Source organism: Catenuloplanes japonicus (assembly GCF_000717135.1).
GTDB classification, from domain to species: domain Bacteria; phylum Actinomycetota; class Actinomycetes; order Mycobacteriales; family Micromonosporaceae; genus Catenuloplanes; species Catenuloplanes japonicus.
The window spans coordinates 172456-195362 of sequence record NZ_JNXY01000033.1 but is presented as its reverse complement, the minus strand read 5'-3'; the positions used below and the strand labels follow the sequence as shown (position 1 = coordinate 195362).

18 protein-coding genes are annotated in these 22907 nt (G+C 72.6%); 9 read left to right on the top strand and 9 right to left on the bottom strand.

Features of this window, described 5'->3' with window-relative positions:
- Nucleotides 1-23 precede the first annotated feature (23 nt).
- From OP04_RS50535 to OP04_RS38170, 4 genes are all read right to left on the bottom strand, one after another.
- Nucleotides 24-2828 (bottom strand): EAL domain-containing protein, encoded by a 2805-nt coding sequence (locus OP04_RS50535; protein ID WP_051799709.1) that lies wholly within the window; start codon nt 2826-2828, stop codon nt 24-26.
- A 160-nt stretch (nt 2829-2988) separates the two neighbouring features.
- A complete protein-coding gene (gene fgd, locus OP04_RS38180; protein WP_033344817.1) occupies nt 2989-3993 on the bottom strand; it encodes a glucose-6-phosphate dehydrogenase (coenzyme-F420) in 1005 nt (334 codons plus the stop codon).
- 75 nt (nt 3994-4068) lie between these two features.
- The gene (locus OP04_RS38175; RefSeq protein WP_033344816.1) at nt 4069-4347 is read right to left on the bottom strand and encodes an isoamylase early set domain-containing protein; all 279 of its coding nucleotides are present in this window, start codon (nt 4345-4347) and stop codon (nt 4069-4071) included.
- A gap of 67 nt (nt 4348-4414) precedes the next feature.
- A complete protein-coding gene (locus OP04_RS38170; protein ID WP_033344815.1) occupies nt 4415-5458 on the bottom strand; it encodes an ABC transporter substrate-binding protein in 1044 nt (347 codons plus the stop codon).
- A 64-nt stretch (nt 5459-5522) separates the two neighbouring features.
- Between OP04_RS38170 and OP04_RS38165 the strand changes: the two genes are divergently transcribed.
- From OP04_RS38165 to OP04_RS38155, 3 genes are read left to right on the top strand one after another with little or no spacing between them, the layout of a single operon-like run.
- Nucleotides 5523-6512: a FecCD family ABC transporter permease gene (locus tag OP04_RS38165; protein WP_232323888.1), complete on the top strand. Its 990-nt coding sequence runs from the start codon at nt 5523-5525 to the stop codon at nt 6510-6512.
- Entirely contained in the window at nt 6509-7504 is a 996-nt protein-coding gene (locus OP04_RS38160; RefSeq protein WP_051799708.1) for a FecCD family ABC transporter permease, read from the top strand. The genes OP04_RS38165 and OP04_RS38160 overlap by 4 nt, the downstream gene beginning before the upstream one ends.
- A gap of 14 nt (nt 7505-7518) precedes the next feature.
- Complete coding sequence (locus OP04_RS38155) at nt 7519-8373, top strand: transglutaminase family protein (RefSeq protein ID WP_051799707.1); 855 nt, start codon at nt 7519-7521, stop codon at nt 8371-8373.
- A 358-nt stretch (nt 8374-8731) separates the two neighbouring features.
- On the opposite strand, the gene OP04_RS38150 is transcribed toward OP04_RS38155, so the two are convergent.
- Nucleotides 8732-9394, bottom strand: coding sequence for a hypothetical protein (locus OP04_RS38150; RefSeq protein WP_033344813.1), 663 nt, complete (start codon nt 9392-9394; stop codon nt 8732-8734).
- A 432-nt stretch (nt 9395-9826) separates the two neighbouring features.
- Here OP04_RS38150 and OP04_RS38145 point away from each other — a divergent pair, with 432 nt between their 5' ends.
- On the top strand, nt 9827-10840 hold the full coding sequence (locus OP04_RS38145; RefSeq protein WP_033344922.1) for a pectate lyase family protein: 1014 nt from the start codon (nt 9827-9829) through the stop codon (nt 10838-10840).
- Nucleotides 10841-11030: 190 nt separating this feature from the next.
- Here the strand turns inward: OP04_RS38145 and hemQ are convergent, their stop codons facing one another.
- From hemQ to hemE, 4 genes are all read right to left on the bottom strand, one after another.
- Entirely contained in the window at nt 11031-11732 is a 702-nt protein-coding gene (hemQ, locus tag OP04_RS38140; protein ID WP_033344812.1) for a hydrogen peroxide-dependent heme synthase, read from the bottom strand.
- Complete coding sequence (gene hemG / locus OP04_RS38135) at nt 11729-13396, bottom strand: protoporphyrinogen oxidase (RefSeq protein WP_033344811.1); 1668 nt, start codon at nt 13394-13396, stop codon at nt 11729-11731. The genes hemQ and hemG overlap by 4 nt, the downstream gene beginning before the upstream one ends.
- 921 nt (nt 13397-14317) lie before the next feature.
- On the bottom strand, nt 14318-14812 hold the full coding sequence (locus tag OP04_RS38130; protein ID WP_033344810.1) for a flavin reductase family protein: 495 nt from the start codon (nt 14810-14812) through the stop codon (nt 14318-14320).
- 8 nt (nt 14813-14820) lie between these two features.
- Nucleotides 14821-15897: a uroporphyrinogen decarboxylase gene (gene hemE / locus OP04_RS38125; protein ID WP_033344809.1), complete on the bottom strand. Its 1077-nt coding sequence runs from the start codon at nt 15895-15897 to the stop codon at nt 14821-14823.
- A 174-nt stretch (nt 15898-16071) separates the two neighbouring features.
- Between hemE and OP04_RS38120 the strand changes: the two genes are divergently transcribed.
- From OP04_RS38120 to OP04_RS55005, 5 genes are all read left to right on the top strand, one after another.
- Nucleotides 16072-16641, top strand: coding sequence for a DUF3000 domain-containing protein (locus OP04_RS38120; protein WP_033344808.1), 570 nt, complete (start codon nt 16072-16074; stop codon nt 16639-16641).
- Between the two features lie 81 nt (nt 16642-16722).
- Complete coding sequence (locus tag OP04_RS38115) at nt 16723-18045, top strand: HRDC domain-containing protein (protein WP_051799706.1); 1323 nt, start codon at nt 16723-16725, stop codon at nt 18043-18045.
- A 141-nt stretch (nt 18046-18186) separates the two neighbouring features.
- The gene (locus OP04_RS38110; protein WP_033344806.1) at nt 18187-19380 is read left to right on the top strand and encodes a thiolase family protein; all 1194 of its coding nucleotides are present in this window, start codon (nt 18187-18189) and stop codon (nt 19378-19380) included.
- Nucleotides 19381-21447 (top strand): 3-hydroxyacyl-CoA dehydrogenase NAD-binding domain-containing protein, encoded by a 2067-nt coding sequence (locus tag OP04_RS38105; protein ID WP_033344805.1) that lies wholly within the window; start codon nt 19381-19383, stop codon nt 21445-21447.
- A gap of 229 nt (nt 21448-21676) precedes the next feature.
- The gene (locus tag OP04_RS55005) at nt 21677-22897 is read left to right on the top strand and encodes a DUF2637 domain-containing protein (RefSeq protein WP_198154124.1); all 1221 of its coding nucleotides are present in this window, start codon (nt 21677-21679) and stop codon (nt 22895-22897) included.
- Nucleotides 22898-22907: the final 10 nt, after the last annotated feature.

Genomic DNA, 22907 nt, shown 5'->3' with positions numbered 1-22907 from the left:
CCGGCGAAAACCCGGCGGGGCTTTCACGACCGCGACGGGGTGAAGGTCATGAGCGTGCGGGCCTCGTCGGCCGGGACCGCGGGTGAGAACAGGAAGCCCTGGCCGAGGTGGCAGCCGAGACCGAGCAGCAGGCCGCGCTGCTCCTCGGTCTCCACGCCCTCCGCGATCATGCCGAGCCCCAGGTTGCGCCCCAGCTGCACGATCGAGCGGACCATGTCGTCGGCCTTCGCGTCCCGGCCCATCCGGGACACGAAGGAGCGGTCGATCTTCAGCGCGTCGATCGGCAGCCGGGGCAGCAGCTCCAGCGACGAGTGACCGGTGCCGAAGTCGTCGAGGTGGACCTCGCAGCCGATCGCGTGCAGCGTGCCCAGCACCGCCACCGCGGCCTCCGGGTCCTGCATCAGCACGCCCTCGGTCACCTCGAGCGCGAACCGCGCCGGGTCCACGTCGTGCGCGCGCAGGCAGGCCCGGACGTCCTCGGCCAGCGTCCCGCCCCAGAACCGGCTCGGGCCCACGTTGAGGCGCAGCGCGATGCCGGTGTCCCGCCACCGCCCGGCCTGCGTGGTCACCTCGCTGATCGCGCGCACCTCGATCGACTCCAGGACGCCGCTGCCCTCGGCGAACTCCACCCACTCGGCCGCGTCGATCAGCCCGCGCTCCGGGTGCCGCCAGCGCAGCAGCGCCTCGAACGCGACCGTCCGGCGCTCGCGCAGGTCCACGACCGGCTGGTAGTGCAGGTCGAACCGGCGCGCGTCGAAGCTGCGCTGCAGCTCCTGCTCGACCCGGCGGCGCTCCTCGTGGCGCTGCGCCATCGCGATCGAGAAGACCGTGACCGAGCCCTTGTTCCGCGTCTTCGAGTCGTACATCGCCATGTCCGCGTGGGACATCAGCTTCTCCGCGTCCCGGTACTCCTCGCCGCCGACGCACACGCCGATGCTGGCACCGATCGTGACCCGGTCCGGGACGTCGCGCAGCGCGTACGGCGCGGAGACCACGTCCTTCATCCGCTCCGCCACCTGCCGCGCCTGCGCCGGGTGCTCCAGGCCGTTCACCAGCACCAGGAACTCGTCGCCGCCGAGCCGGGCCGCCGTGTCCCGCTCGCGCAGCGCGCCGGTCAGCCGCTCGCCCACCTTGATCAGCAGTTCGTCGCCGGCCGCGTGCCCGTAGTTGTCGTTGACCTTCTTGAACCCGTCCAGGTCCAGGAAGAGCAGCGCGTGCGCGTCTCCGCGCTCCATCGCCTCGCGCAGCCGGTCCAGCGCCAGCGCACGGTTCGGCAGGTCGGTGAGATTGTCATAGTGCGCGGCGTGCTCCAGGTCGGCCTCACGCGCGTGCAGCCGCGCGACCAGCTCCTCCCGGTCCAGCGCCACCGTGAGCAGCGCGGACCACTGGTTGAGCGGCTCGCGCCCGGTGGCGACCCGGTCGTCGATCGCGTCCACCACCGCGAGCAGGCCCCAGTCCCGGTCCGCGACCTTGACCGGCGCCACGAACACGGTGCCGTCCGGGTGCTCGGCCGCGATCCGGCGCAGCGCCGCGGGCGGGAACTCGGCGACCGGGATCACGCTCTTGAGCAGCGCGGACGCGTCCAGCCCGAACATCCCGGCGATCTCCACGGTCTTGCCGGTGTCCCGCCAGACGCCGAGAGCGCCGGCCCGGACGCCGGTGCGGCCCAGCCAGCCCAGCGCCCGCGGGTCCTGCTTGTGGCTGCGCAGCAGGTCGAGGCTCACCTCGTACTGCGTGCTGAGCACCCGGTGCAGGTGGGTCTGCTCGTCGAACTGCGCCCGGCCCTGCGCCTCCATCAGCTCCAGCAGCAGCGCGGACGGATCACCGGCCCGTAGCGCGTGCACCTGGTGCGCGGCCTCCAGCAACTCCTGCGGCCGGCCGGGCTGGGCCAGCAGCGACACCAGGCTCCGCAGCCGGTCCGGCACGGACGGCACGACCACGGCCGCGATCACCTCGTCCGGCAGCGGCGGGCCGTCCAGCACGCGGCTGCCCGGCGTGCACCCGCACGACTCGCGGATCACCAGCCGGGTCGGCACGTCGATGCGGTCCGCGACCTGCTCGCCGGCCAGCCGGCGCAGCAGCATCTCGGCCGCGGCCGCGCCGATCGACTCCATCGGCTGTTCCACACTGGTCAGGCGCGGCTGCGTGTACGACGCGGCCTGCCGGTCGTCGAAGCCGATCACGGCCTGGTCGCGGGGCAGCCGGAGCCCGGCCGCGCGCAGCGCCCGCACCAGCCCGAGCGCGTTCGCGTCCGTGCCGAGCAGGATCGCGGTGGACTGCACGCCCGCGGCCAGCATCCGCCGCGCCGCCTCCCGGCCGCCGGACTCCTGGTTGTCCGGCAGGTCGTAGCGCAGCGCCGGGCCGGTCTCCAGCCCGTGGGCGTGCATCGCCTCCAGGTAGACCGCGTGCCGGTCGCGCACGTCCGCGGCGCCGAAGTAGCCGGCGAACGCGATCCGGGTGTGCCCGTGCCGGATCAGGTGCGCGATCGCGGCGCGCACGCCGGTGCGGTTGTCCGGCCGCACCAGCCCGGCGCCGGCAAAGGCGCGACCGACCGAGACGACCGGCTTGCCGGTGCGGCGCAGCTCCGTGACGTACTCCTCCGGGACCGCGTTGGTCACGACCACGAAGCCGTCCGCGACGTCCCGGGCGACCGGGCCGCCCATCGTGGACGGCGCGGTGATCCCGGCCTGATCCGTGCCGGCGTCCAGCGTCTGCACCGCGATCACGCCGCCGTCCACGTGCGTGGCCACGCGGGCCACGCCGCGCAGCAGACCGCCGTAGTACCAGCCGCCGAGAAAGGGCGACAACACCGCGAGGGTGCGGGCCACCTGCGAGCCTCCTCCGCCGTCCGGACGGCCCCCGCGCCGGTGGCACGGCCGCTCGGCTGGCCGTGGCCCCTGCGCCGCCGCGGAGCGCGCGCCAAAGGTGCAGGGGCCACCCTAGGGCAGACGGAGCGACCGTGGTCACCCTCCGCCACGGAAGGAGTACCTAATTCGCGTTCCGCTCGCGCAGACGGGGCAGGATCTCCTTGCCGTAGGCCTCGATGAAGCGCGGCTGGTCCGGGCCGGGGCCGTGGAAGACCAGGTGCTTGAAGCCCATGTCGATGTACTCCTGGATCTTCGCGACGTGCTCGTCCGGATCCGTGGAGACGATGAACCGCTTCGCGGAGCGCTCGACCGGCAGCGCGTCCGCCAGCCGCTCCATCTCGATCGGGTCCTCGACGCCGGTCTTCTCCTCCGGCGAGAGCGCCAGCGCGGCCCAGTGGTGCGTGTCGTTGAGCGCGCGCTCGGCGTCGTGGTCGAACGACACCTTGACCTCGATCATCAGATCCAGATCGTCGAGGGTACGGCCCGCCTTGCCCGCGCCCTCGGACAGCGCGGGCAGCAGCGTACCCGTGTAGAGGTCGTGGCCCTTGCCGCTGGTCGTGATGAACCCGTCGGAAATGCGCCCGGCCAGCCGGGTCGCGGCCGGACCGGACGCTCCGATGTAGATCGGCACCGGGTTCTCCGGCTTGTCGTAGACCGTCGCCTTCTCGGTGCGCCAGAACGTGCCCTCGAAGTCCACCCGGTCCTCGGCCCACAGCTGCTTGATCAGCGTGACCGCCTCCTTGAGCCGCGCGAAACGCTCCTTCGGCTCCGGCCAGGCCGTGCCGAGCGGCACCTCGTTCAGCGACTCGCCGCTGCCCACGCCCAGGATGACGCGGCCCGGCGCGATCAGGCCGAGCGTGGCGAACGCCTGCGCGATCATCGCCGGGTGGTACCGGAACGTCGGCGTCAGCACGCTGGTGCCGATCGCGACCCGGCTGGTGCGGGCCAGCGCGGCGCCCAGCCAGGGCAGCGCGGCCGGCGCGTGGCCGTGCGTGTGCCGCCACGGCTGCAGGTGGTCGCTGATGAAGACGGAGTCGAAACCGGACTCCTCCGCCTGGACAGTGAAGTCGAGCAGTTCCGTCGGGCTGAACTGCTCGGCGGAGGCCTTGTATCCGAACCGAAGCATGACGATCTCCTTATCGAGCCTTCAGCCTCGATCTTCCCGCACGCTTTTCCGTTTCACCGGCCTTGGGCGCGAACGTCACAGGTCCAGCCGGCCGCCGAGGCCGTCGATCACCGCGTCCGCACCCTCGTCGTCCAGCCAGACGCCGCCGGTCGCGAGGTAGCGGAAGTGGTACCGCCCCGGCGCGAGCGGGAGGCTGACGCTGCGGGTGCCGTTGCGCCGGGGCACCAGCTCGTGTCTGCCCGGCTCCCAGCCGTTGAAACAGCCGACCACGCTGACCGTACCGCCGGGCTCGCCCTCGGGCAGGCAGAACGTCACCCTGGTCTTGCCGCCGAACAACCTGCTCCGCTTGATCACGCGTACCGCCCCCGGCCTGGCTCGCTGCACTCTCCGCAGAAAGATCAACGAGCCAGGTGGGTACGGGTTAGGCCACCTTCTTCATGGTCCCGAGCTTCGCGGCCAGCTCGGTCAGGTGCGGCGTGTAGCCCTGGTAGCTGTGCTGCGACTCCGAGTACCAGTCGATGACCTGGTTGTTCTTCACCGCGGGCAGCGCGGCCCAGCCCGGCTGCGTCTTGGCCCACTCGGTGTGCGGCGGCGTGCCGGACCGGGCGTCGTACATGATCACGTCGAACGGGTACTTGGCCACGTTCTCCCAGCTGACCGACTCCCACCAGGCGTCCGGGCCGTCCGGCTTCTGCGGCGCCACGATCGGCACGCCGGCCGCCTGGTAGTGCAGCAGGTCGGGGTAGTACTGCGGCACCGCCATGTAGACCGTGTCCTTGCTCGCGGAGAGCACACCGACGCGCAGGCCGGCCGCGGTGGCGGCCGCACCCGCGGTCTTCAGCGTCGCGTCCGCGGCCTCGAACGCGGTCTTCGCGGCCGCCAGCGCCGGCGTGCCGAGGTCCGCGCCGAGCTTGCCGGCCAGGTCCGCGTAGAGGCCGATCGCGTCGGCCAGCGTCACCTTGCTCAGCTGCACGCCGAGCGTCGGGGCGATCTGCTCGATCTGCGGCTCGGAGTCCTCCGGGACGTACCAGAGCAGCTTGGGGTCGAACATGCCCGCGATCAGCAGCTCCGGCGCGAGCGTCAGATACTTCTCGATGTTGAACTCGCCGTAGATGTTGCCGACGGAGGTCACGGCCGACAGGTCCAGCGTGCCGGACTCGCGGCCCGGCGTGCCGTCCGCCTTCGTGGACGGCCCGAAGATGCCGATCGGGCGGATGCCGAAGTCCCACAGCGCCGCGGCCGCGCTGATCTGGGCCACGATCTTCGTCGGGATCTTCGGCAGCGAGATCTGCCGCCCCCGGCCGTCGGTGTAGGTGAACGGGCCCGCGGCCGCGGCACTGCCGGACGTGGACGGGGAGTCGCTCGCGGTGTCGCCGCACGCGGCCAGCAGCGCGGTGGCGCCGACGCCCAGAGCACCCGTGAGGAGGCTCCGGCGCGAGGCCCGGGTACCAAGGTCGTATCGCATGACCGGTAAGGTTAGCCTTACCTGTGCTTCGGAAGAACTCAGGGTGCTGCGCAGGGAGTCATCGGTGACAAGACGCCTGACCGGCCTCCTGCTCATAGGCGTGCTGCTCCTGGTCACGGTGCTGCTCAGCATCGCGGTCGGCAGCCGGACCATCCCGTTCGGCGACGTGGTCTCCGCGCTCGGCGGCACCGGCAGCCCGGACGACGTGGTGACCGTGCGCGAGATGCGCATCCCGCGCACCGTCCTCGGCCTGATCGCCGGCGCCGCGCTCGGCCTGGCGGGCGCGCTCATGCAGACGCTCACCCGCAACCCGCTCGCCGACCCCGGCATCTTCGGCGTCAACCACGGCGCGGCCGCGGGCGTGGTCCTCGCGATCACCGTCTTCGGCGTCACCTCGCCGGCCGGGTACGTCTGGTTCGCGTTCGCCGGCGCGGTGCTGGCCACGCTGATCGCCTACGGGGCCAGCGCCGGGCGAGGCGGCACCAACCCGGCCCGGCTCGCGCTGGCCGGCATCGCGGTCCAGTTCGCGCTGGCCGGCGTCAACCAGGCGCTGCAGCTGGCGGACCGCGGCGCGCTGGACCAGATGCGCTACTGGATCGTCGGCTCGATCGCCAACCGCGAGACCGAGACGCTCTGGCGGCTCGCGCCGTTCTTCGCGGCCGGCATCCTGCTCAGCCTGGTGCTGGCCCGCAACCTCAACGCGCTCGCGCTCGGCGACGACACCGCCCGCGCGCTCGGCGCCGGCGTCGGCGCCACCCGGGTCCTGGCACTGGCCGCGGTCACGCTGCTGTGCGGCGCGGCCACGGCGGCGTGCGGGCCGCTCGCATTCATCGGCCTGATGGTGCCGCACATCGTGCGCGCCTTCACCGGCCCGGACCAGCGGTGGGTGCTGCCGTTCAGCATGCTGCTGGCGCCGGTGGTGCTGCTCGGCGCGGACGTGATCGGCCGCGTCGTCGCCCGCCCGGCCGAACTCCAGGTCGGCATCGTCATGGACGTCATCGGGGGGATCGTGTTCATCGCCATCGTGCGTGCCCGCCGGGTGGTGCACCTGTGAACGCCGTACCCCCTCGGGCCTTTGTGGTCACCACCGCCATGGCCGTGGCGCTGCTGGTGATGGCCGCGTTCACGCTGACCACCGGCGACTTCCCGGTGCCCCTGGCCGACGTGATCACCGCGATCGTCGGCGACGCGCCGCCCGCGGCCGAGTTCGTGGTCGGCACGCTGCGGCTGCCCCGGCTGCTGGTCGCGGTGCTGGCCGGGGCCGGCCTCGGCGCGGCCGGCGCGGTCATGCAGAGCCTCAGCCGCAACCCGCTCGGCAGCCCCGACATGATCGGCTTCACGACCGGCGCGGCCACCGGCGGCATCGCGGCCATCCTGCTCACCGCCGGCGGCACGCTCGGCACCTCGCTCGGCGCGGCCGCGGGCGGGCTCTGCACCGCACTGCTCATCCTGCTGCTGGTCGGCCGCCGCGGGCTCGGCGGGTACCGCCTGGTGCTGGTCGGCGTCGGCATCTCCACCGTACTGATGGCCGTCAACGGCTACCTGCTCACCCGTGCCGCGCTCGGCGACGCCCAGCGCGCGGTCGCCTGGCAGGTCGGCAACCTCTCCGGCCGCGACTGGACCCACGTCACCACGGTCGCGGTCACGCTGGCCGTCCTCCTGCCGCTGATCATGCTCTTCCACCGCCGGATGTCCATGCTGGAGCTCGGCGACGACACCGCCACCGCGCTCGGCGTCGGCGTGCTCGCCACCCGGATCGTGCCCATCCTCGCCTCGATCGGGCTGATCGCGGCCGGGATCGCGATGGCCGGGCCGATCCCGTTCGTGGCGCTGGCCGCGCCGCACCTGGCCCGCCGCCTCACCCGCCACCCCGGCCCGAACGTACTGCCCGCCGCCGTGACGGGCGCGCTGCTCACGGTCGTGTCCGACTTCGCGGCCCAGCACGCACTGTCCGTACAGCTCCCGGTCGGCATCGTGACCAGCGTGTTCGGCGGCGTCTACCTGGTGTCGCTGCTGATCGTGCAACGCCGGAGCCGTCGTGCGTGATCTACCCTTCCCCCATGGGGACCGACCTCGACAACGCGGCCCGGGTGACGTACCGGGTGGAGCAGACGTTCCGCTACGCCTACGACAGCCCGGTCACCTCCGTGCGGCAGCGGCTGGTCTGCGTGCCCCGCGCCCGGCACGGTGACCAGGCCCGCCGCCGCCACCGCCTCTCCGTGCACCTCGCGCCGGACGGGCCCGCCGTCCGGGTGCCGCGCCGCAGCGGCCGAGACCGGGCCGGCAACTCCGTGCTGCGCGTGCTGGTCCCGTCCGTCACCTCGTCGCTGGAGTTCCGGCTGGTCGCGGAGCTCTCCCGGGTCCGGGCCGAAGGCCCGCCGCGGCTGCCCTCGGCCGCGCTGCGCGACCCGTCGCTGCTGCGCCCGACCCGGCTGACCGCCGCGGACGACCGGGTGCGCACGCTGGCCTCCGGCTGCGCGGCCGCCGACCCGCTGCTCTTCGCCGAGAACATCAATCACGCGGTACGGCACGCGCTCTCCTACCGCCCCGGCGCGACCGGCGTGACCACGACCGCGGCACAGGCGCTGGCGCTGGGCGCGGGCGTCTGCCAGGACTACGCGCACGTGATGCTGGCCGTGTGCCGTGCCGCCGGCATCCCCGCGCGGTACGTCTCCGGCCACCTGATCGGCGAGGGCGCGAGTCACGCGTGGGTCGAGGTGGTGGTGCCGTCCGGCGACGGTGCGGTCGCCCTGGCCTTCGACCCCTGCAACGACCGCCGCGCCGGCTTCTCCTACGTGACGGTCGCCACCGGCCGCGACTACGCCGACATCCCACCGACCTCGGGCACGTACGTCGGCGCTCCCGGCGGCCGGCTCGTCTCGACGCAGACGGTGAGCGTGCTCGACTGCGCATAGCGCGTCCGAGCCTTACTCGGGTTGTCCGGTCGGCCGCCGCACGCCCGGCCGCCGCCGCACGCCCGGCCGCCGCACGCTCTCGGCCGGGATCCCGGGCGCTGTGCGCCCGAAATTTCAGCATTTAATGAGCTTTCGGCGTCAAGGCCCGGATCCACCGTAGGCAACCGGGCACTCCGTGCCCGAAATTTCGTAAAATAGCGGGCCCGCGGGCTGACTTCGGCCTCACGCCGATCCCCGAAAGCTGACCGAAAAATAGGCCCCGTCGCGGACCGAATTCGAAACTTCTTCACGCTTGGGAGGCATCACCCGAAGGGGTCAGGTGAACTCAGTAGCGGCCGGCTGCCCGAACTCCGGAAACTCAGTGCAGCCAGCGGAGCACCTCGACCGCGGCCTCACGCAACCGCGGATCGGGATCGTGCTCGCGCAGCCGCTCCAGCAGCGGGCGTCCGGCCTGGACCGCCTCGTAGACCCGCAGCAGCAAGACCGACCCGAGCCGCTCCTGGTCCGGCTCCTCGAGCCCGAACAGATAGTGCTCGAACTCGTCGCCGTCCCACGTCCCGGCCTCGAACGCCGCCATCAGCGCCTGGCCCTCCGCCGCCTCCGCCCGTATCTCCGCCAGCGGAAACAGCCCCGCCACCGACCCGCCCGGCGCCTCGGACCCGCCCGAAGTCCCGGACCCGCCCGGCGTACCCGACCCGCCCGGCGTCCCGGACTCGTCCGGTGCGTAGAACGAGGGGTCGCCGATGGCCAGCTCGCCGAGCAGTTCCACCAGCCGGACCCGCTCCGACCCGGTCAGCGGCGACGGGCCGGCCAGGATCTCCAGCAGGAACGGGACCGCGTAGGAGCTGGCCTGATATCTGCTCCCCTGGTGCACGATGCTGCCGCCGAGCTGCCACAGCGCCATCCGCCGGACACCTTCGTCGTCCGAGAGCAGCGCGCGCAGGTGTCCGGGCACGTCCGAGGCCGAACCGTAGGCGTGGCTGAGTCGCCGCCAGGAGATGTCGTCGAGTCCGTCGAGCATCGTCGCATCCTGCTATGCATGCACATATCGACCCGCATCAACTGCAAATACCCGGTGCCGGGCGCTAGGCTGAAACCCGACCGAACCGGGCGCATCGCGAACCAATCGCGCACCGGTCGGCACCCCTTGCACTCTTTTGTCGCAATAAATCTGCAAACAGAACGCATTGACCCTCTTGAGCGGGCTTGCCTACGGTGGTGGCAGAAGGTTTCGGAGTCGTTAACACCGCCGGTCATCGGCCCAACACTCCGAGATCGGAAATATCGCCCCATGGCGCGGTAACGGTCAGGCAGAAGCCCCGGTCCGCGCCGGGCGGTGGCCCTGACCACGCACCTCGCACACCCGGAACGGCCGCGCCCACGGCCGGCCAGGGTCACCGCCTCCCGTCGAGGGGTGTCCACCGCGGACACCCCACCGAAGGAGGAACGGCACATGCAGGACAACACTCCGGTCCGGCACCGCACCGCGCGGCGCCGCACCCTTCCGCTCGCGATCGGCGCCGGTGTCACGGCCGTCGTGCTCGCGGCCGGCATGGGCGCGATCGCCAACGCGGCCGAGGCGCCGCAGACCGATGCCGGCACGGGCACCCTCGCGGCTCCCGCCCTGGTCGGCTGGGCGACGCAGAACGGTGGCACCACCGGTGGCGGCAGCGCCTCCCCGGTCACCGTCACCTCGTCGTCCGCCCTGATCAGCGCCATGCAGTCGAGCAGTGCCGCCGTGATCAACGTGTCCGGCACGATCTCGATCAGCGGCATGCAGAAGGTAGCTTCGAACAAGACGATCCGCGGCGTCGGATCCAGCGCGACGATCACCGGCGGCGGTCTGAACATCGCCAACGCCAAGAACGTGATCATCCAGAACCTGAACTTCCGGAACGCGTCCGACGACTCGATCAACGTGCAGTACTCGACGAACGTCTGGCTGGACCACCTCGACATGGCCAACGGCTACGACGGGTTGCTGGACATCAAGCGGACCAGCAACTTCATCACCGTGTCGTACGTGCACAGCCACGACCACGACAAGAACATGCTGCTCGGGCACAGCGACGACAACGCGAGCGAGGACAACGGCAAGCTGAAGGTGACCTACCACCACAACTGGTTCGACGGCACCAACCAGCGCAACCCGCGGGTCCGCTTCGGCAACCCCGTGCACGTGTTCAACAACTACTACAGCAACGTCGGGTCCTACGGCGTGGCGTCCACCGAGGGCGCGGGCGTGCTCGTCGAGTGCAACTACTTCGAGAACGTCGACGACCCGTACCACCTGGGTGAGGGCGACTCGGGCCCCGGCACGCTGGTGGCGCGCAACAACCACCTGGTCAACTCCGGCTCCGGCCAGACCGGCGGCAGCGTCGCCTCGATCCCCTACTCCTACACCTGCGACACCGCCAGCTCGGTGAAGTCCATCGTCACCGCCGGCGCCGGAACCGGCAAGATCTAACCCCTTCCACGGTACGAGGTGGGCGCCCTCCCAGCAGGCCGCGCAAGCAGGCCGCGCAAGCAGGCCGCGCAAGCAGGCCGCGCAAGCAGGCCGCGCAAGCAGGCCGCGCAAGCAGGCCGCGGGCCGCCTGCGCCGGGCCCGCCCTGCAGATCGCGGACCGGCCGCGTGAGCAAAGGCGGGCCGACGGCGGTTACGGCAGCGAGGCGGCGATCTCCGCGATCGAGCGGCGGCGGCCGGTGTAGAACGGGACCTCCTCGCGGACGTGCCGCCGGGCGCCGGACGCACGCAGGTCGCGCATGAGGTCGACGATCCGGTGCAGCTCGTCCGCCTCGAACGCCAGCATCCACTCGTAGTCGCCCAGCGCGAACGACGCGACCGTGTTGGCCCGCACGTCCGGATAGCCACGCGCCATCTGGCCGTGCTCCTTGAGCAGCGCGCGCCGCTCCTCGTCCGGCAGCAGGTACCACTCGTAGGAGCGGACGAACGGATACACGCACAGGTACGGCCGCGGCTCCTCACCGGCCAGGAACGCCGGGATGTGGCTGCGGTTGAACTCCGCGGGCCGGTGCAGCGCCATCTGCGACCACACCGCGCTGAAGTGCCGCCCGAACGCGGTGCGGCGGAACAGCGAATACGCCTCCTGCAGCGTGTCGCTCGACTCCGCGTGCCACCAGATCATCAGATCCGCGTCCGCACGCAGCCCGGACACGTCGTACGTGCCCCGGACCACCACGCCCTTCGCCTCCAGCTGCGCGAACAGCTCGTCCGTCTCCGCGATCAGATCGTCGCGCAGCGCCGGGAGCGGCGAGTCGGCCTTGAACACCGACCACATCGTGTACCGGATCGAGGCGTTCAACTCCTTGATCCGCCCCGCGTTGGTCTGCTCGCTCATGCGCTCTCCCTGCTCACCGTGCTTGTCTCCACACTTGCCTGCACCACGTCCGCCACCTCGTCGCCCGCGATCTCCCCGGACCGCACGCACAACGGGATGCCGACCCCGTCGTAGCCCGCCCCCGCCAGCACAAGAGTCGGGTGCGAGGCCCGCAGTAGTTCCCGCGCCGACGCGATCCGCCGCCGATGACCGGGCGCGTACTGCGGCAACGCCCCGCCCCACCGCTGCACGATCGTGTCGATCGGCCGCGGCAACGCTCCGGCCAGCCCGGACAGCTCCGCGTGCGCGATCGCCGCCAGTTCCGCGTCGTCGCGCTGGAGCAGGTGTTCCTCGCCGTACCGCCCGACCGATGCGCGCACCTGCACCACACCGTCCGCCCGGCGCAGGTGCGGCCACTTCACGCCGAAGAACGTGGCCGCCTTGATCAGCATCCCCTCGACGCCCGGGATCAGCAGCCCGGAGAGGCGCGGCAGCTCGGCCGCGGGCAGCGCCATGTTCACCAGCGCGAGGCTGGCGTACTCCAGCCCGCCGATCTCGCCCGCCACGGCCGGATCCACGTCCGCCAGCAGTCGCGCCGCGGGCTTCGCGGGCAGCGCCAGCACGACCGCGTCGGCCCGGTGCCGCTCCCCCGCGTCCGGCGTGTTCGCCGCGCCCACGGTCAGCGTCCAGGACCCGTCGCTCGCCCGCACGATCGACCGCACCGGCAGTCCGAGCCGCACGTCGGCCTTTGCCGCCGCAGCCACGGCCTCGACCAGCCGCCCGAGTCCACCGTCGACGGTGGCGAAGATCGGCGGAGACTTCGCCGCACCGCGGCCCGGCCCTGCCTGGTGCCCCGGCCCGGCCACCCGGCCCGGTCCCGCCCCACGCCGCGGCCCGGCGTCGTGATCCGCCCCCGCACCGCCGCCCAGCCCCGCACCGCCGCCCAGCCCCGCACCGCCGGCCAGCCCCGCACCGCCGGCCGCCGCCACGTCACGGCCGAGCCCTGCATCACGGCCAGATCCTGTGCCATGACCCGACGCTGCCCTGGCGCGTGCGGATGCGGCCTTGGCCGCGCGCACCGCGCCCGCCAGCGTTCGCTCGGTGCGGGCGGCGATCGCCAGGCCCGGCACCGTCATGTCCAGGGACAGCTCGTCCGCGCGACCGGCATAGACGCCGCCGAGCAGCGGGTCCACCAGCCGGTCCACCACCTCGTCGCCGAAGCGGCGGCGGGTCAGCGCCCCGATCGCCACGTCCTCGCCGTCGTCCAGCAACGGGCGGCCACCGTCCGCATCCGCGCCCTCGGCGATCCTGGCCACGGACGCCACCTGCGCCGGGTCCTCGGGCACGCCCATCAGCGTGCCGGCCGGGATGTCGCGCAGCGCCCCACCGATCACCAGCGCGGCCTGGGTGGTGCCCGGGTGCACGAGCCGGTCGCCCAGCCCGACCCGCCGGGCCAGCGCCATCGCCGCCGACTCGCCGCCGGCCGGATCGCCTGCGAGGAACGTCTCCGCGCCCAGCTCCTGCGGCGCACCCGCCAGCTCACCGGTCCGCAGCTTCCCGCCGAGCGACGCGCCCTGTTCGAAGATGGTGATCGTCGCGTCCGGCCCCAGCCGCTCCCGCAGCCGCAGCGCCGCCGCGAGCCCCGCGATGCCGCCTCCGACGACCGCGACCCGCTCGTTGCCCATGCCGAACAGCCTGCCACTCCACCCGGCCCGGCCGCCGGGCCGGGTGGCCCGTCTCTCCCCTGCCCTTCGGCCCACCCGCACCGCGCCCGCCCACCACAGAATCACGACCCGGGCCGCGCCCGCCCACCACACGATCGCCACCCGGACGCGCCTGGCCCCGCACGCGATTACCGCCCGGACGCACCCGGCCCAGTATGCGGTCACTGCCCGGACGCGCCCGGCCCGGCACGCGATTACCGCCCGGGTAAGCCCAGCCCGGCACGCGATCACCGCCCGGGTAAGCCCAGCCCGGCACGCGATCACCGCCCGGGTAAGCCCAGCCCGGCACGCGATCACCGCCGGGAAGCGTCCGGCCCCGCGGTCAATCACCGCCCGGACGCGTCCGGTCCTGCGCGAGACCACCGCTCGGAAGCATCCGATCCCGCGCGAGACCGTCACCCGCGCACGCCCGATCAGGCGGCCCCGCCCGTATCTCTCCTCAACCACGTCTCCACCCTGCCGGTCCGCCCCGGCGCGCCACCATGCCTGTGGACAACCCAGATCCCCCGTGACCGATCGCACCGCTCTCGACCGCCGGCGGCCTGCCCAGATGTCACGAGCCGCCTATCGCGGCCACAACCCGCATCGACCGGACCGGCGGCGGCCGACGGCGGCCGGGCGCCGGTTCGCCGGCGCCGTCCTTGACACGACGGCACCGGCTCCGACGCGGCGTGCGGAGCGAAGGCGGAGCCCGCCGCGAGGTTTGCCCGCGGGAGCATGCGGACCGCGACCACGCCGGAAGCGAGAAGATCTGGGTCTGGGGTCTTTCCCAGGCGAGCTCGATCGCCCACGGCAGCGTGCGGGCCGGACCACGCCGGAAGCGGAAATCGGATCTGGTCGTCCCGCGGAACGAACTCAAGGCAGAAAGACGCCGGACGGCCTTCACGCCAGCCGGTGGAACTCGCTGGCGTGGAACACCAGCGGCGGACGCTCCGGCGACGTCGCCACCGCGTGCAGCCGCAGCACGATGATCTCGTGATCGCCCGCCGGCACCCGCTGCACGACCTCGCACTCCAGCCACGCGGTCGCGCCCTCGACGAACACCGCCCCGCTCGCCGACGCCTCCCAGCTGACGCCCGCGAACCGGTCCACCGGCCCGCGCATGGCGAGGCGACGGCAGATGCCGGCCTGGTCCTCGCTGAGCACGCTCAGCCCGAGGCGCGGCCGCCCCGCCAGCCGCGCCCAGGTGGCGGACTTGACGTGCGCGTTGACCGAGACGAGCGGCGGGTCGAGGGAGACGGAGGTGAACGAGCTGGCGGACATGCCGACCGGTTTCCCGTCGGCCAGCGCCGCCACGGCCACGACGCCGCTCGGGAACCGGGAGTAGGCGGCACGCAGCGCCGGCTCGTCCTCCGGCACCCGCGGCAGCTCGACCATGGGCCCGGTTACCGGCCGGAGACCGTGTGGACCAGCTCGACGACGCGGGTGAGCACGTCCGGGTCGGTGTCCGGCAGTACGCCATGGCCGAGGTTGAACACGTGGCCCGGCGCGGCGCGGCCCTCGTCGAGGATGCGGCGTACGTGCTGTTCGACGACCGGCCACGGTGCGAAGAGGACGGCCGGGTCGAGGTTGCCCTGGACCGGTTTTCCGGGGCCGATCTGGGTGAGCGCCTGGTCCAGCGGCGTACGCCAGTCGACGCCGACCACGTCCGCACCGGCCTCGCCCATCGCGCCGAGCAGCAGCGCGGTGCCGACGCCGAAGTGGATGCGGGGTACACCCGCGTCCGCCAGCCCGCCGAGCACCTTCCGCGAGTGGGGCAGCACGTAGCGGCGGTAGTCGGCCTCGGAGAGCGCGCCGGCCCACGAGTCGAAGAGCTGCACCGCGGAGACCCCGGCCCCGATCTGCACGCGGAGGAATTCGAGCGTGATGTCCGCGAGCCGGTCGAGCAGCGCGTTCCACAGGTCGGGTGCGCCGTACATCATGGCCTTGGTCCGCGCGTACGTCCGCGACGGCCCGCCCTCGACAAGGTAGCTGGCCAGTGTGAACGGCGCGCCGGCGAACCCGATGAGCGGCGTCGCGCCCAGCTCGGCGGTGAGCAGCCGGACCGCCTGGTCCACGAACGCGACGTCGTCGCGCGTGATCGGCCGCAGCCGGTCCAGGTCGGCGGCGGCGCGGATCGGCTCCGCGATCACCGGCCCGGTGCCCGCGACGATCTCCAGATCGATGCCGGCGGCCGCGATCGGGACCACGATGTCGCTGAAGAAGATGGCCGCGTCGACGCCGTGCCGGCGGACCGGTTGCAGCGTGATCTCCGCCACCAGCTCGGGCCGGCGGCAGGACTCCAGCATCGGAATGCCCGTGCGTACCTTGCGGTACTCGGGGAGTGAGCGGCCCGCCTGGCGCATGAACCACACCGGGGTGTGGGACGCCGGCCCGCCCCGGCACGCGCGCACGAAAGCGGAGTCTGCGGTGGCCGGGACCTGGGAGGAGGCGTGGGTGGCGCCCGATGCTGTGGTGGTCATCCCCTCCATGCTCGCACGCCCGGGTGACCGGCTCGGCCACGCCCGCGCTTTCCTCCGGGCCGGGCGGAGGGGAAACCCCCGACCGCGTACAACGGACACCCGCGACATGATCGACGCCGATGGCCCCGGCGCGCCGGACGCCGAAGCGGTAAGGCCCGCGCTTAGGCTGCGGGCATGGCACCCTCGACCGTTCTCCCGGAGACGTTCGCGCGTGCCGTAGCCGGCCTGCGCGCCGCCACCCCCCGCCCGGAGATCCTGCTGGAGGAGGTCACCGCTCCGCAGCGGCTGGCTCCTTACGCGTTCGCGCTGAGCGCCACGGTGCTGCGCGACGGCGACGAGGTGGCGACCGGCCGCCTGGTGCTGCTGTACGACCCGGCCGGTCACGAGGCCTGGCAGGGCAGGTTGCGGCTGGTCAGCTACGTCACCGCGGAGCTCGAACCGGAGCTGGCCGCCGACCCGTTACTGCCGGCCGTGGCGTGGACCTGGCTGACGGACGCGCTGGAGTCCCAGGGCGCCGGGCATGCGGCGCTGGCCGGCACGGTCACGCAGACCACGTCCACCCGGTTCGGCGACCTGGCGGGGCCGCCGGCCACGGCCGACATCGAGCTGCGGGCGTCCTGGACGCCGCTCGACGATTCCGATCACGACCTTTCCGTCCATTTGTTCGCCTGGTGCGCGCTGCTGTCCTCCACGGCCGGTCTGCCGCCGCCCGGCGTGACCGCTATCGCCCCGTTCAACCGCTGATCCGGAAGGGCCGGAATGTTTCCGACGCGCCGACGCAGACGCAGAGGCGGGTTAACGTCCGGCAACCCGTAGGGTTACAAGGTGACCGACGAATCACCCCTGCACCGTCGGGACGCGCAACGCCAAGCAGGGGACGGACCGCACAACCCAGCCGACGACCGCCCGATGGCGGAGTCAGACGTGAGGCCCGACCCCTCCAGCGGCGGGGCGGTCCCCTTGCTCGTGCCCCGCGACGGCACGCCTAAGCCCGTGGAAAGCGGTAAGGAGCTGGACGACGCCGTCGCCCGCTTTGCCGCCGGCACCGGGCCCGTGGCTGTCGACGCAGAACGTGCCTCCGGATATCGGTACAGCCAACGGGCCTACCTGGTGCAGTTGCGCCGGGCCGGCGCGGGCACCGTGCTGATCGATCCGCTGCCGCTCGGCGACCTGCGCATCCTGGACACCGCGATCGCCGACGCGGAGTGGGTTCTGCACGCGGCCAATCAGGATCTTCCATGCCTTGCCGAGCTGGGCATGCGGCCACGCCGGTTGTTCGACACCGAGCTCGCGGCGCGCCTGGGCGGCTACGAGCGGGTCGGGCTGGCCGCGCTCACCGAATCGCTGCTCGGCTATTCGCTGGAGAAGCATCACTCCGCGGCGGACTGGTCCAGCCGGCCGTTGCCGGAGTCCTGGCTGACCTACGCGGCGCTCGATGTGGAGATGCTGACCGATCTGCGCGACGTGCTCGCGGACGAGTTGCAGCGTCAGGGCAAGGCCGAATGGGCGGCGGAGGAGTTCGCCGCGCTGGTCGCGTCCGGCGGGCAGCCGCCGAAGGTGCGCACTGATCCGTGGCGGCGCACCTCGGGCATCCATCGGATTCGCGGCCAGCGTGCGCAGGGCCGGGTGCGTGCGCTCTGGTACGCCCGGGACGCCGTGGCCTCGCGCCGCGACTCCGCGCCGGGCCGGGTGCTGCCGGACGCGGCGATCGTGGCCGCGGCCGAGCTGGATCCGCAGGACGAGCGCACGCTGCTCACCGTGCCCGGCTTCGGTGGCCGGTCGGTACGCCGGCTGGCGAAGACCTGGCTGGACGCGTTGCGCGAGGCGCGTGAGCTGCCGGATGCGGATCTTCCGGTCGCCCCGCCGATCGAGGGCCCGCCCCCGCCGCACCGCTGGGCGGATCGGGACCCGGCCGCCGCGTCCCGGCTGGCCCGCTGCCGTGAGGTGGTGCTCCAGGTGGCCGGCGCCCACAACCTGCCGCCGGAGAACCTGATCTCGCCCGACTCGATCCGCCGGCTGGCGTGGACGCCGCCGGAGGAGGTCACGCCCGCGACCGTGGGTGACACGCTGCGCGGTTACAACGCCCGTAACTGGCAGGTCGGCCTGCTGGCGGGCGGTCTGGCGGAGGCGCTGCCACCGCAGGAGTGACGGGTGCGCCGGCGGTGGCCACCCGCCGCCGGCGCCCTCGATCTCGGGTGTGGGCTTGACCATAGGAGAGTTGGCCTGCGAGCCTTCGTTACCGGCGAGTAGCATTGCCGCACACGTTGTGATCTCGCGAGGAGGCCCGCTGTGCCCCGTCAAGTCCGGGACGTCGTCTTTGTCGACGGTGTCCGCACTCCGTTCGGCAAGGCGGGTGGCATGTACGCCGACACCCGCGCCGACGACCTCGTGATCCGCTGCATCCGGGAGCTGCTGGCCCGTAACCCGCAGCTGCCGCCGGAGCGCGTCGAGGAGGTCGCGATCGCGGCCACCACGCAGATCGGCGACCAGGGTCTCACCATCGGCCGCACCGCCGCGCTGCTCTCCGGCCTGCCGAAGAGCGTGCCCGGTTACTCCATCGACCGCATGTGCGCCGGCGCGATGACCGCGGTGACGTCCGTGGCCGGCGGCATCGCGATGGGCGCGTTCGACGTGGCGATCGCGGGTGGTGTCGAGCACATGGGCCGCCACCCGATGGGCGAGGGCGTCGACCCGAACCCGCGGATCCTCGCGGAGAAGCTCGTCGACCCGTCCGCGCTGGTCATGGGCTCGACCGCGGAGAACCTGCACGACCGCGCGCCGCAGATCACCAAGGAGCGCGTGGACGCGTTCGGCCTGGCCTCGCAGGAACGCACCGCGAAGGCGTACGCGGCCGGCAAGCTCCAGCCCGACCTGGTCACCATGGCCGTCCGCGACCCGGAGACCGGCTGGGGCCTGGCAAGTGTCGACGAGGCGCCGCGCGAGACCAGCCTGGAGAAGCTCGCCACGCTGAAGACGCCGTTCCGCCCGCACGGCAAGGTCACCGCCGGCAACGCGGCGGGCCTGAACGACGGCGCCACCGCCAGTCTGATCGCGTCCGAGGACGTGGCCCGCGAGCTGGGCCTGCCGGTCGCGATGCGGCTGGTCTCCTACGGCTACGTCGGCGTGGAGCCGGAAGTGATGGGCGTCGGCCCGATCCCGGCCACGGAGAAGGCGCTGCGCATCGCCGGCCTGGGCATCGAGGACATCGGCCTGTTCGAGCTGAACGAGGCGTTCGCGGTCCAGGTGCTGGCGTTCCTCGACCACTTCGGCATCGCGGACGACGACCCGCGGGTCAACCAGTGGGGCGGCGCGATCGCGATCGGGCACCCGCTCGCCTCCTCCGGCGTCCGGCTGATGACTCAGCTGGCCCGCCAGTTCGCCGAGAACCCGCAGGTCCGATACGGCATCACCGCCATGTGCATCGGCATCGGCATGGGCGGATCGGTCATCTGGGAGAACCCCGCCTGGGAAGGTGACAAGTAAATGACGACCCTCTCCTTTCCGAACGAGGTCGTGACGAAGTCGCTGCTGCGGCTGATCCGCGTGCCGGGCGTGGACCGCCAGGTCGCGCTGATCACGCTGGACAACGGCTTCGACCACAAGAAGCCCAACACGTTCGGCCCCGGCGGGCTGGCGTCGCTTTCGACCGCGATCGACGAGGCGCTCGCGGCGGACCCGGCGTTCATCGCGGTCACCGGCAAGCCGTACATCTTCTGCGTCGGCGCGGACCTCACCGGCGTCCCCCTGCTGGAGTCGCACGCGCAGGCGCTGGAGCTCGGCCGCTACGGCCACCGCGTCTTCGCCAAGCTCAAGGACAGCACGGTCCCGACCTTCGCGTTCGTGAACGGCGCGGCGATGGGCGGCGGCCTCGAGCTGGCGCTGCACTGCCACTACCGGACGCTCTCGTCCGGCGCAGCCGCGCTCGCGCTGCCCGAGGTCTCGCTCGGCCTGGTCCCCGGCTGGGGCGGCACGCAGCTGCTGCCGAACCTGATCGGTCCGGCCAACGCTGCCACGGTGATCATCCAGAACCCGCTGACCCAGAACCGCATGCTCAAGCCGAAGCAGGCTGCCGAGATGGGCATCGCGGACCTGCTGCTGGAGCCGGCCGACTTCCTGGAGCGCTCGCTGACCTGGGCCGCCGGCGTGGTGAACGGCGCGGTCAAGGTCGAGCGTCCCGAGATCGACCGCGACTCGTGGGACGGCGTGCTCTACTTCGCCAAGGCGATGCTGGACAAGCGGCTGCACGGCGCCGTCCCGTCCGCGAACCGCGCGCTGGAACTGATCGGCGTCGCGAAGGGTGCCACGTTCGCGGAGGGCACCGCGCTCGAGGACCAGGCGCTCGCCGACCTGATCTTCAGCGAGGAACTGCGCAGCGGCCTCTACGCCTTCGACCTGGTGCAGCGCCGGGCCAAGAAGCCGGTCGGGGCGCCGTCGCCCGCGCTGGCGAAGAACGTCACCAAGGTGGGCGTGGTCGGCGCCGGCCTGATGGCCTCCCAGCTGGCACTGCTCTTCGCACGACGCCTGCAGGTGCCGGTGGTGCTGACCGACCTGGACCAGGAGCGTGTCGACAAGGGCGTCGCCTACGTCCACGCGGAGATCGAGAAGGCGGTCGGCAAGGGCCGGATGGACGCCGGCACGGCCGCGAAGGTGCGCGCGCTGGTCACCGGCTCGGTCGACCGGTCCGTCTTCGCGGATGCGGACTTCGTCATCGAGGCGGTCTTCGAGGAGCTGTCGGTCAAGAAGCAGGTCTGGGCCGAGCTGGAGAAGATCGTCTCTCCGGACGCGGTGCTGGCCACGAACACCTCCTCGCTGTCGGTCACCGAGATGGCCGCGGAGCTGGAGCACCCGGAGCGCGTGGTCGGCTTCCACTTCTTCAACCCGGTCGCGGTCCTCCCGCTGCTGGAGATCATCCGTGGTGAGCAGACCTCGGACGCGGCGCTCGCCACCGCGTTCGCGGTCGGCAAGCAGCTGCGCAAGAGCTGTGTGCTGGTCAAGGACGCGCCCGCGTTCGTCGCCAACCGGGTGCTGGTCCGCTTCCTCTCGGAGATCCAGTCCGCGATCGACGCGGGCACGCCGCTGGAGGTCGCGGACGCCGCACTCGACCCGCTGGGCCTGCCGATGCGGCCGCTCGCGCTGCTGCAGCTGGTCGGGCCCGCGATCGCCCACCACGTGACGGAGACGCTGCACGCGGCGTTCCCCGACCGGTTCCCGCTCAGCGCGAACCTGAAGGCGCTCGCGGACGCCCGCCTGCCGCTGCTGGTGGACGACGAGATCAACCCGGAGGTCACGGCGCTGCTGACCGTGGGTGACGCGCCGCTCTCCGCGGACGAGGTCCGGCAGCGGGTGCTGAACGGCCTCGCCCAGGAGATCCGCACGCTGCTCGACGAGGGCGTGGTCGCGGAGGCGCAGGACGTCGACCTGTGCATGCTCCTCGGCGCGGGCTGGCCGTTCCACCTCGGCGGCATCACGCCGTACCTGGACCGTACCGGCACGTCCGAGGCGGTCACCGGCCGGAAGTTCCTGCCGCAGGGCGTGGCCTCGCTGGTCTGAGTCACCGGCCCGCCGCCCGTCCCCGCGCTCTCGCCGAGACCGTGGGGGCGGGCGGTCGCCGTTTCCCGGCCGGCACAAGCCTCCACGATGGAACGGAGGGTGACATTTTCCGGTTTCGTCAAGAGCGACACGCCGAGCGACGTGGAGGTACTTCACGAAGAAACAATCCCGGTTCAGGATGTCTGCGACATAATCACGGATCTTGTCGCCGACGAACGGAGCGAAACCGGTGACCCTCTCCCAGCTTCTCCGCATCCGCTGGGCCGTTCGCGCCACCCTGCTACTGGGTGTCGCAGCCTCGGTGGTCGCCAACGTCCTGCACGCCGTCGACAACCCGATCAGCCAGGTCATCGCCGCCTGGCCTCCCTTCGCGTTGCTGCTCACGGTCGAGCTCATCTCACGCGTCCCCGTCCACCGGAAGTCCCTCGCGTTCATCCGGATGCTCGCCACCACGGCCATCGCCGGCATCGCGGCCTGGATCTCCTACTGGCACATGGCCGGTGTCGCCGCCAAGTACGGCGAGACGGGCGCCAGCGCCTACCTGCTCCCGGTGTCGGTGGACGGCCTGATCGTGGTCGCGTCCATCTGCCTGATCGAGCTCGGCGGCCGCATCGCCGAGGAGCAGGCCAAGAAGCGCGCCGCCACCGAGTCGCCCGCACCGGAGACCGCCCCGGCCCGCACCGCCGCCCCGGCGGTCGTGCTCGCGGACGAGGACCGGTACGACAACGACGTGCCGGGCATCGCCGCCCTGGTCCCGCGCCCGCTCGCACCCGAGAAGGCGAGCACCGGCGCATATCCGCAGTTCAGCGCGCCCGACGACGAGTACCTCGACGACTACGAGGACCAGCGCACCACCGCCGACCGCACCGCCGCGGCCGGCGCGATGGCCGTCGCGGCGGGCGAGCGCCGTGACCGTGACCCGCTGACCTCGACCGGCTCCCTGCCGGTGATCACGTCGGACGTGGCCGCCGCGATAGAGGCCGCGCTGAGCGGCAGCCAGGTCACCCGTGGCGTGCGTGGCGGCGCCAGCCCGCGCAACCGGGGCGGCATATCGGCCGTCAGCGGCTCGCTCGGCCGCCCCGCAGGCCAGGACGAATCGGACCAGGCGCAGGACGCTGTGCCGGAACCCGGTCCGGACCGCGTCCCGGCGCAGCGCGCCGCCGGCCCGGCCCGACGCCCCGCCCGCGCGTCCGCCGCCACCTCCACCACCGCGCGCCGCACCACCAGCCGGATAACCGCTCCGGCCGGCGACGACAACGGCGCCCCGCCGGCCGGCGACAAGGACACCACCACCCGCCCGCGCCGGTCCGCCGCCGAGACCGCCGCGCTCGCCGCCGCGATCGAGGCCCGTAGCCCCGGCATCACCGAGGCCGCGGTCGCCGACGAGCTCGGCATCTCCGCCCGGCGTCTGCGCGACATCCGCCGCACCACCGACACCCTCCCCGCCTGACGCGATGAGC

Excerpts from the sequence above, each read along its gene's own strand:
- fgd (WP_033344817.1), bottom strand. The coding sequence starts at position 3,993 with ATGCTTCGGTTCGGATACAAGGCCTCCGCCGAGCAGTTCAGCCCGACG.
- OP04_RS38170 (WP_033344815.1), bottom strand. The coding sequence starts at position 5,458 with ATGCGATACGACCTTGGTACCCGGGCCTCGCGCCGGAGCCTCCTCACG.
- OP04_RS38155 (WP_051799707.1), top strand. The coding sequence starts at position 7,519 with ATGGGGACCGACCTCGACAACGCGGCCCGGGTGACGTACCGGGTGGAG.
- OP04_RS38150 (WP_033344813.1), bottom strand. The coding sequence starts at position 9,394 with ATGCTCGACGGACTCGACGACATCTCCTGGCGGCGACTCAGCCACGCC.
- OP04_RS38145 (WP_033344922.1), top strand. The coding sequence starts at position 9,827 with ATGCAGGACAACACTCCGGTCCGGCACCGCACCGCGCGGCGCCGCACC.
- hemQ (WP_033344812.1), bottom strand. The coding sequence starts at position 11,732 with ATGAGCGAGCAGACCAACGCGGGGCGGATCAAGGAGTTGAACGCCTCG.
- hemG (WP_033344811.1), bottom strand. The coding sequence starts at position 13,396 with ATGGGCAACGAGCGGGTCGCGGTCGTCGGAGGCGGCATCGCGGGGCTC.
- OP04_RS38130 (WP_033344810.1), bottom strand. The coding sequence starts at position 14,812 with ATGGTCGAGCTGCCGCGGGTGCCGGAGGACGAGCCGGCGCTGCGTGCC.
- hemE (WP_033344809.1), bottom strand. The coding sequence starts at position 15,897 with ATGACCACCACAGCATCGGGCGCCACCCACGCCTCCTCCCAGGTCCCG.
- OP04_RS38120 (WP_033344808.1), top strand. The coding sequence starts at position 16,072 with ATGGCACCCTCGACCGTTCTCCCGGAGACGTTCGCGCGTGCCGTAGCC.
- OP04_RS38105 (WP_033344805.1), top strand. The coding sequence starts at position 19,381 with ATGACGACCCTCTCCTTTCCGAACGAGGTCGTGACGAAGTCGCTGCTG.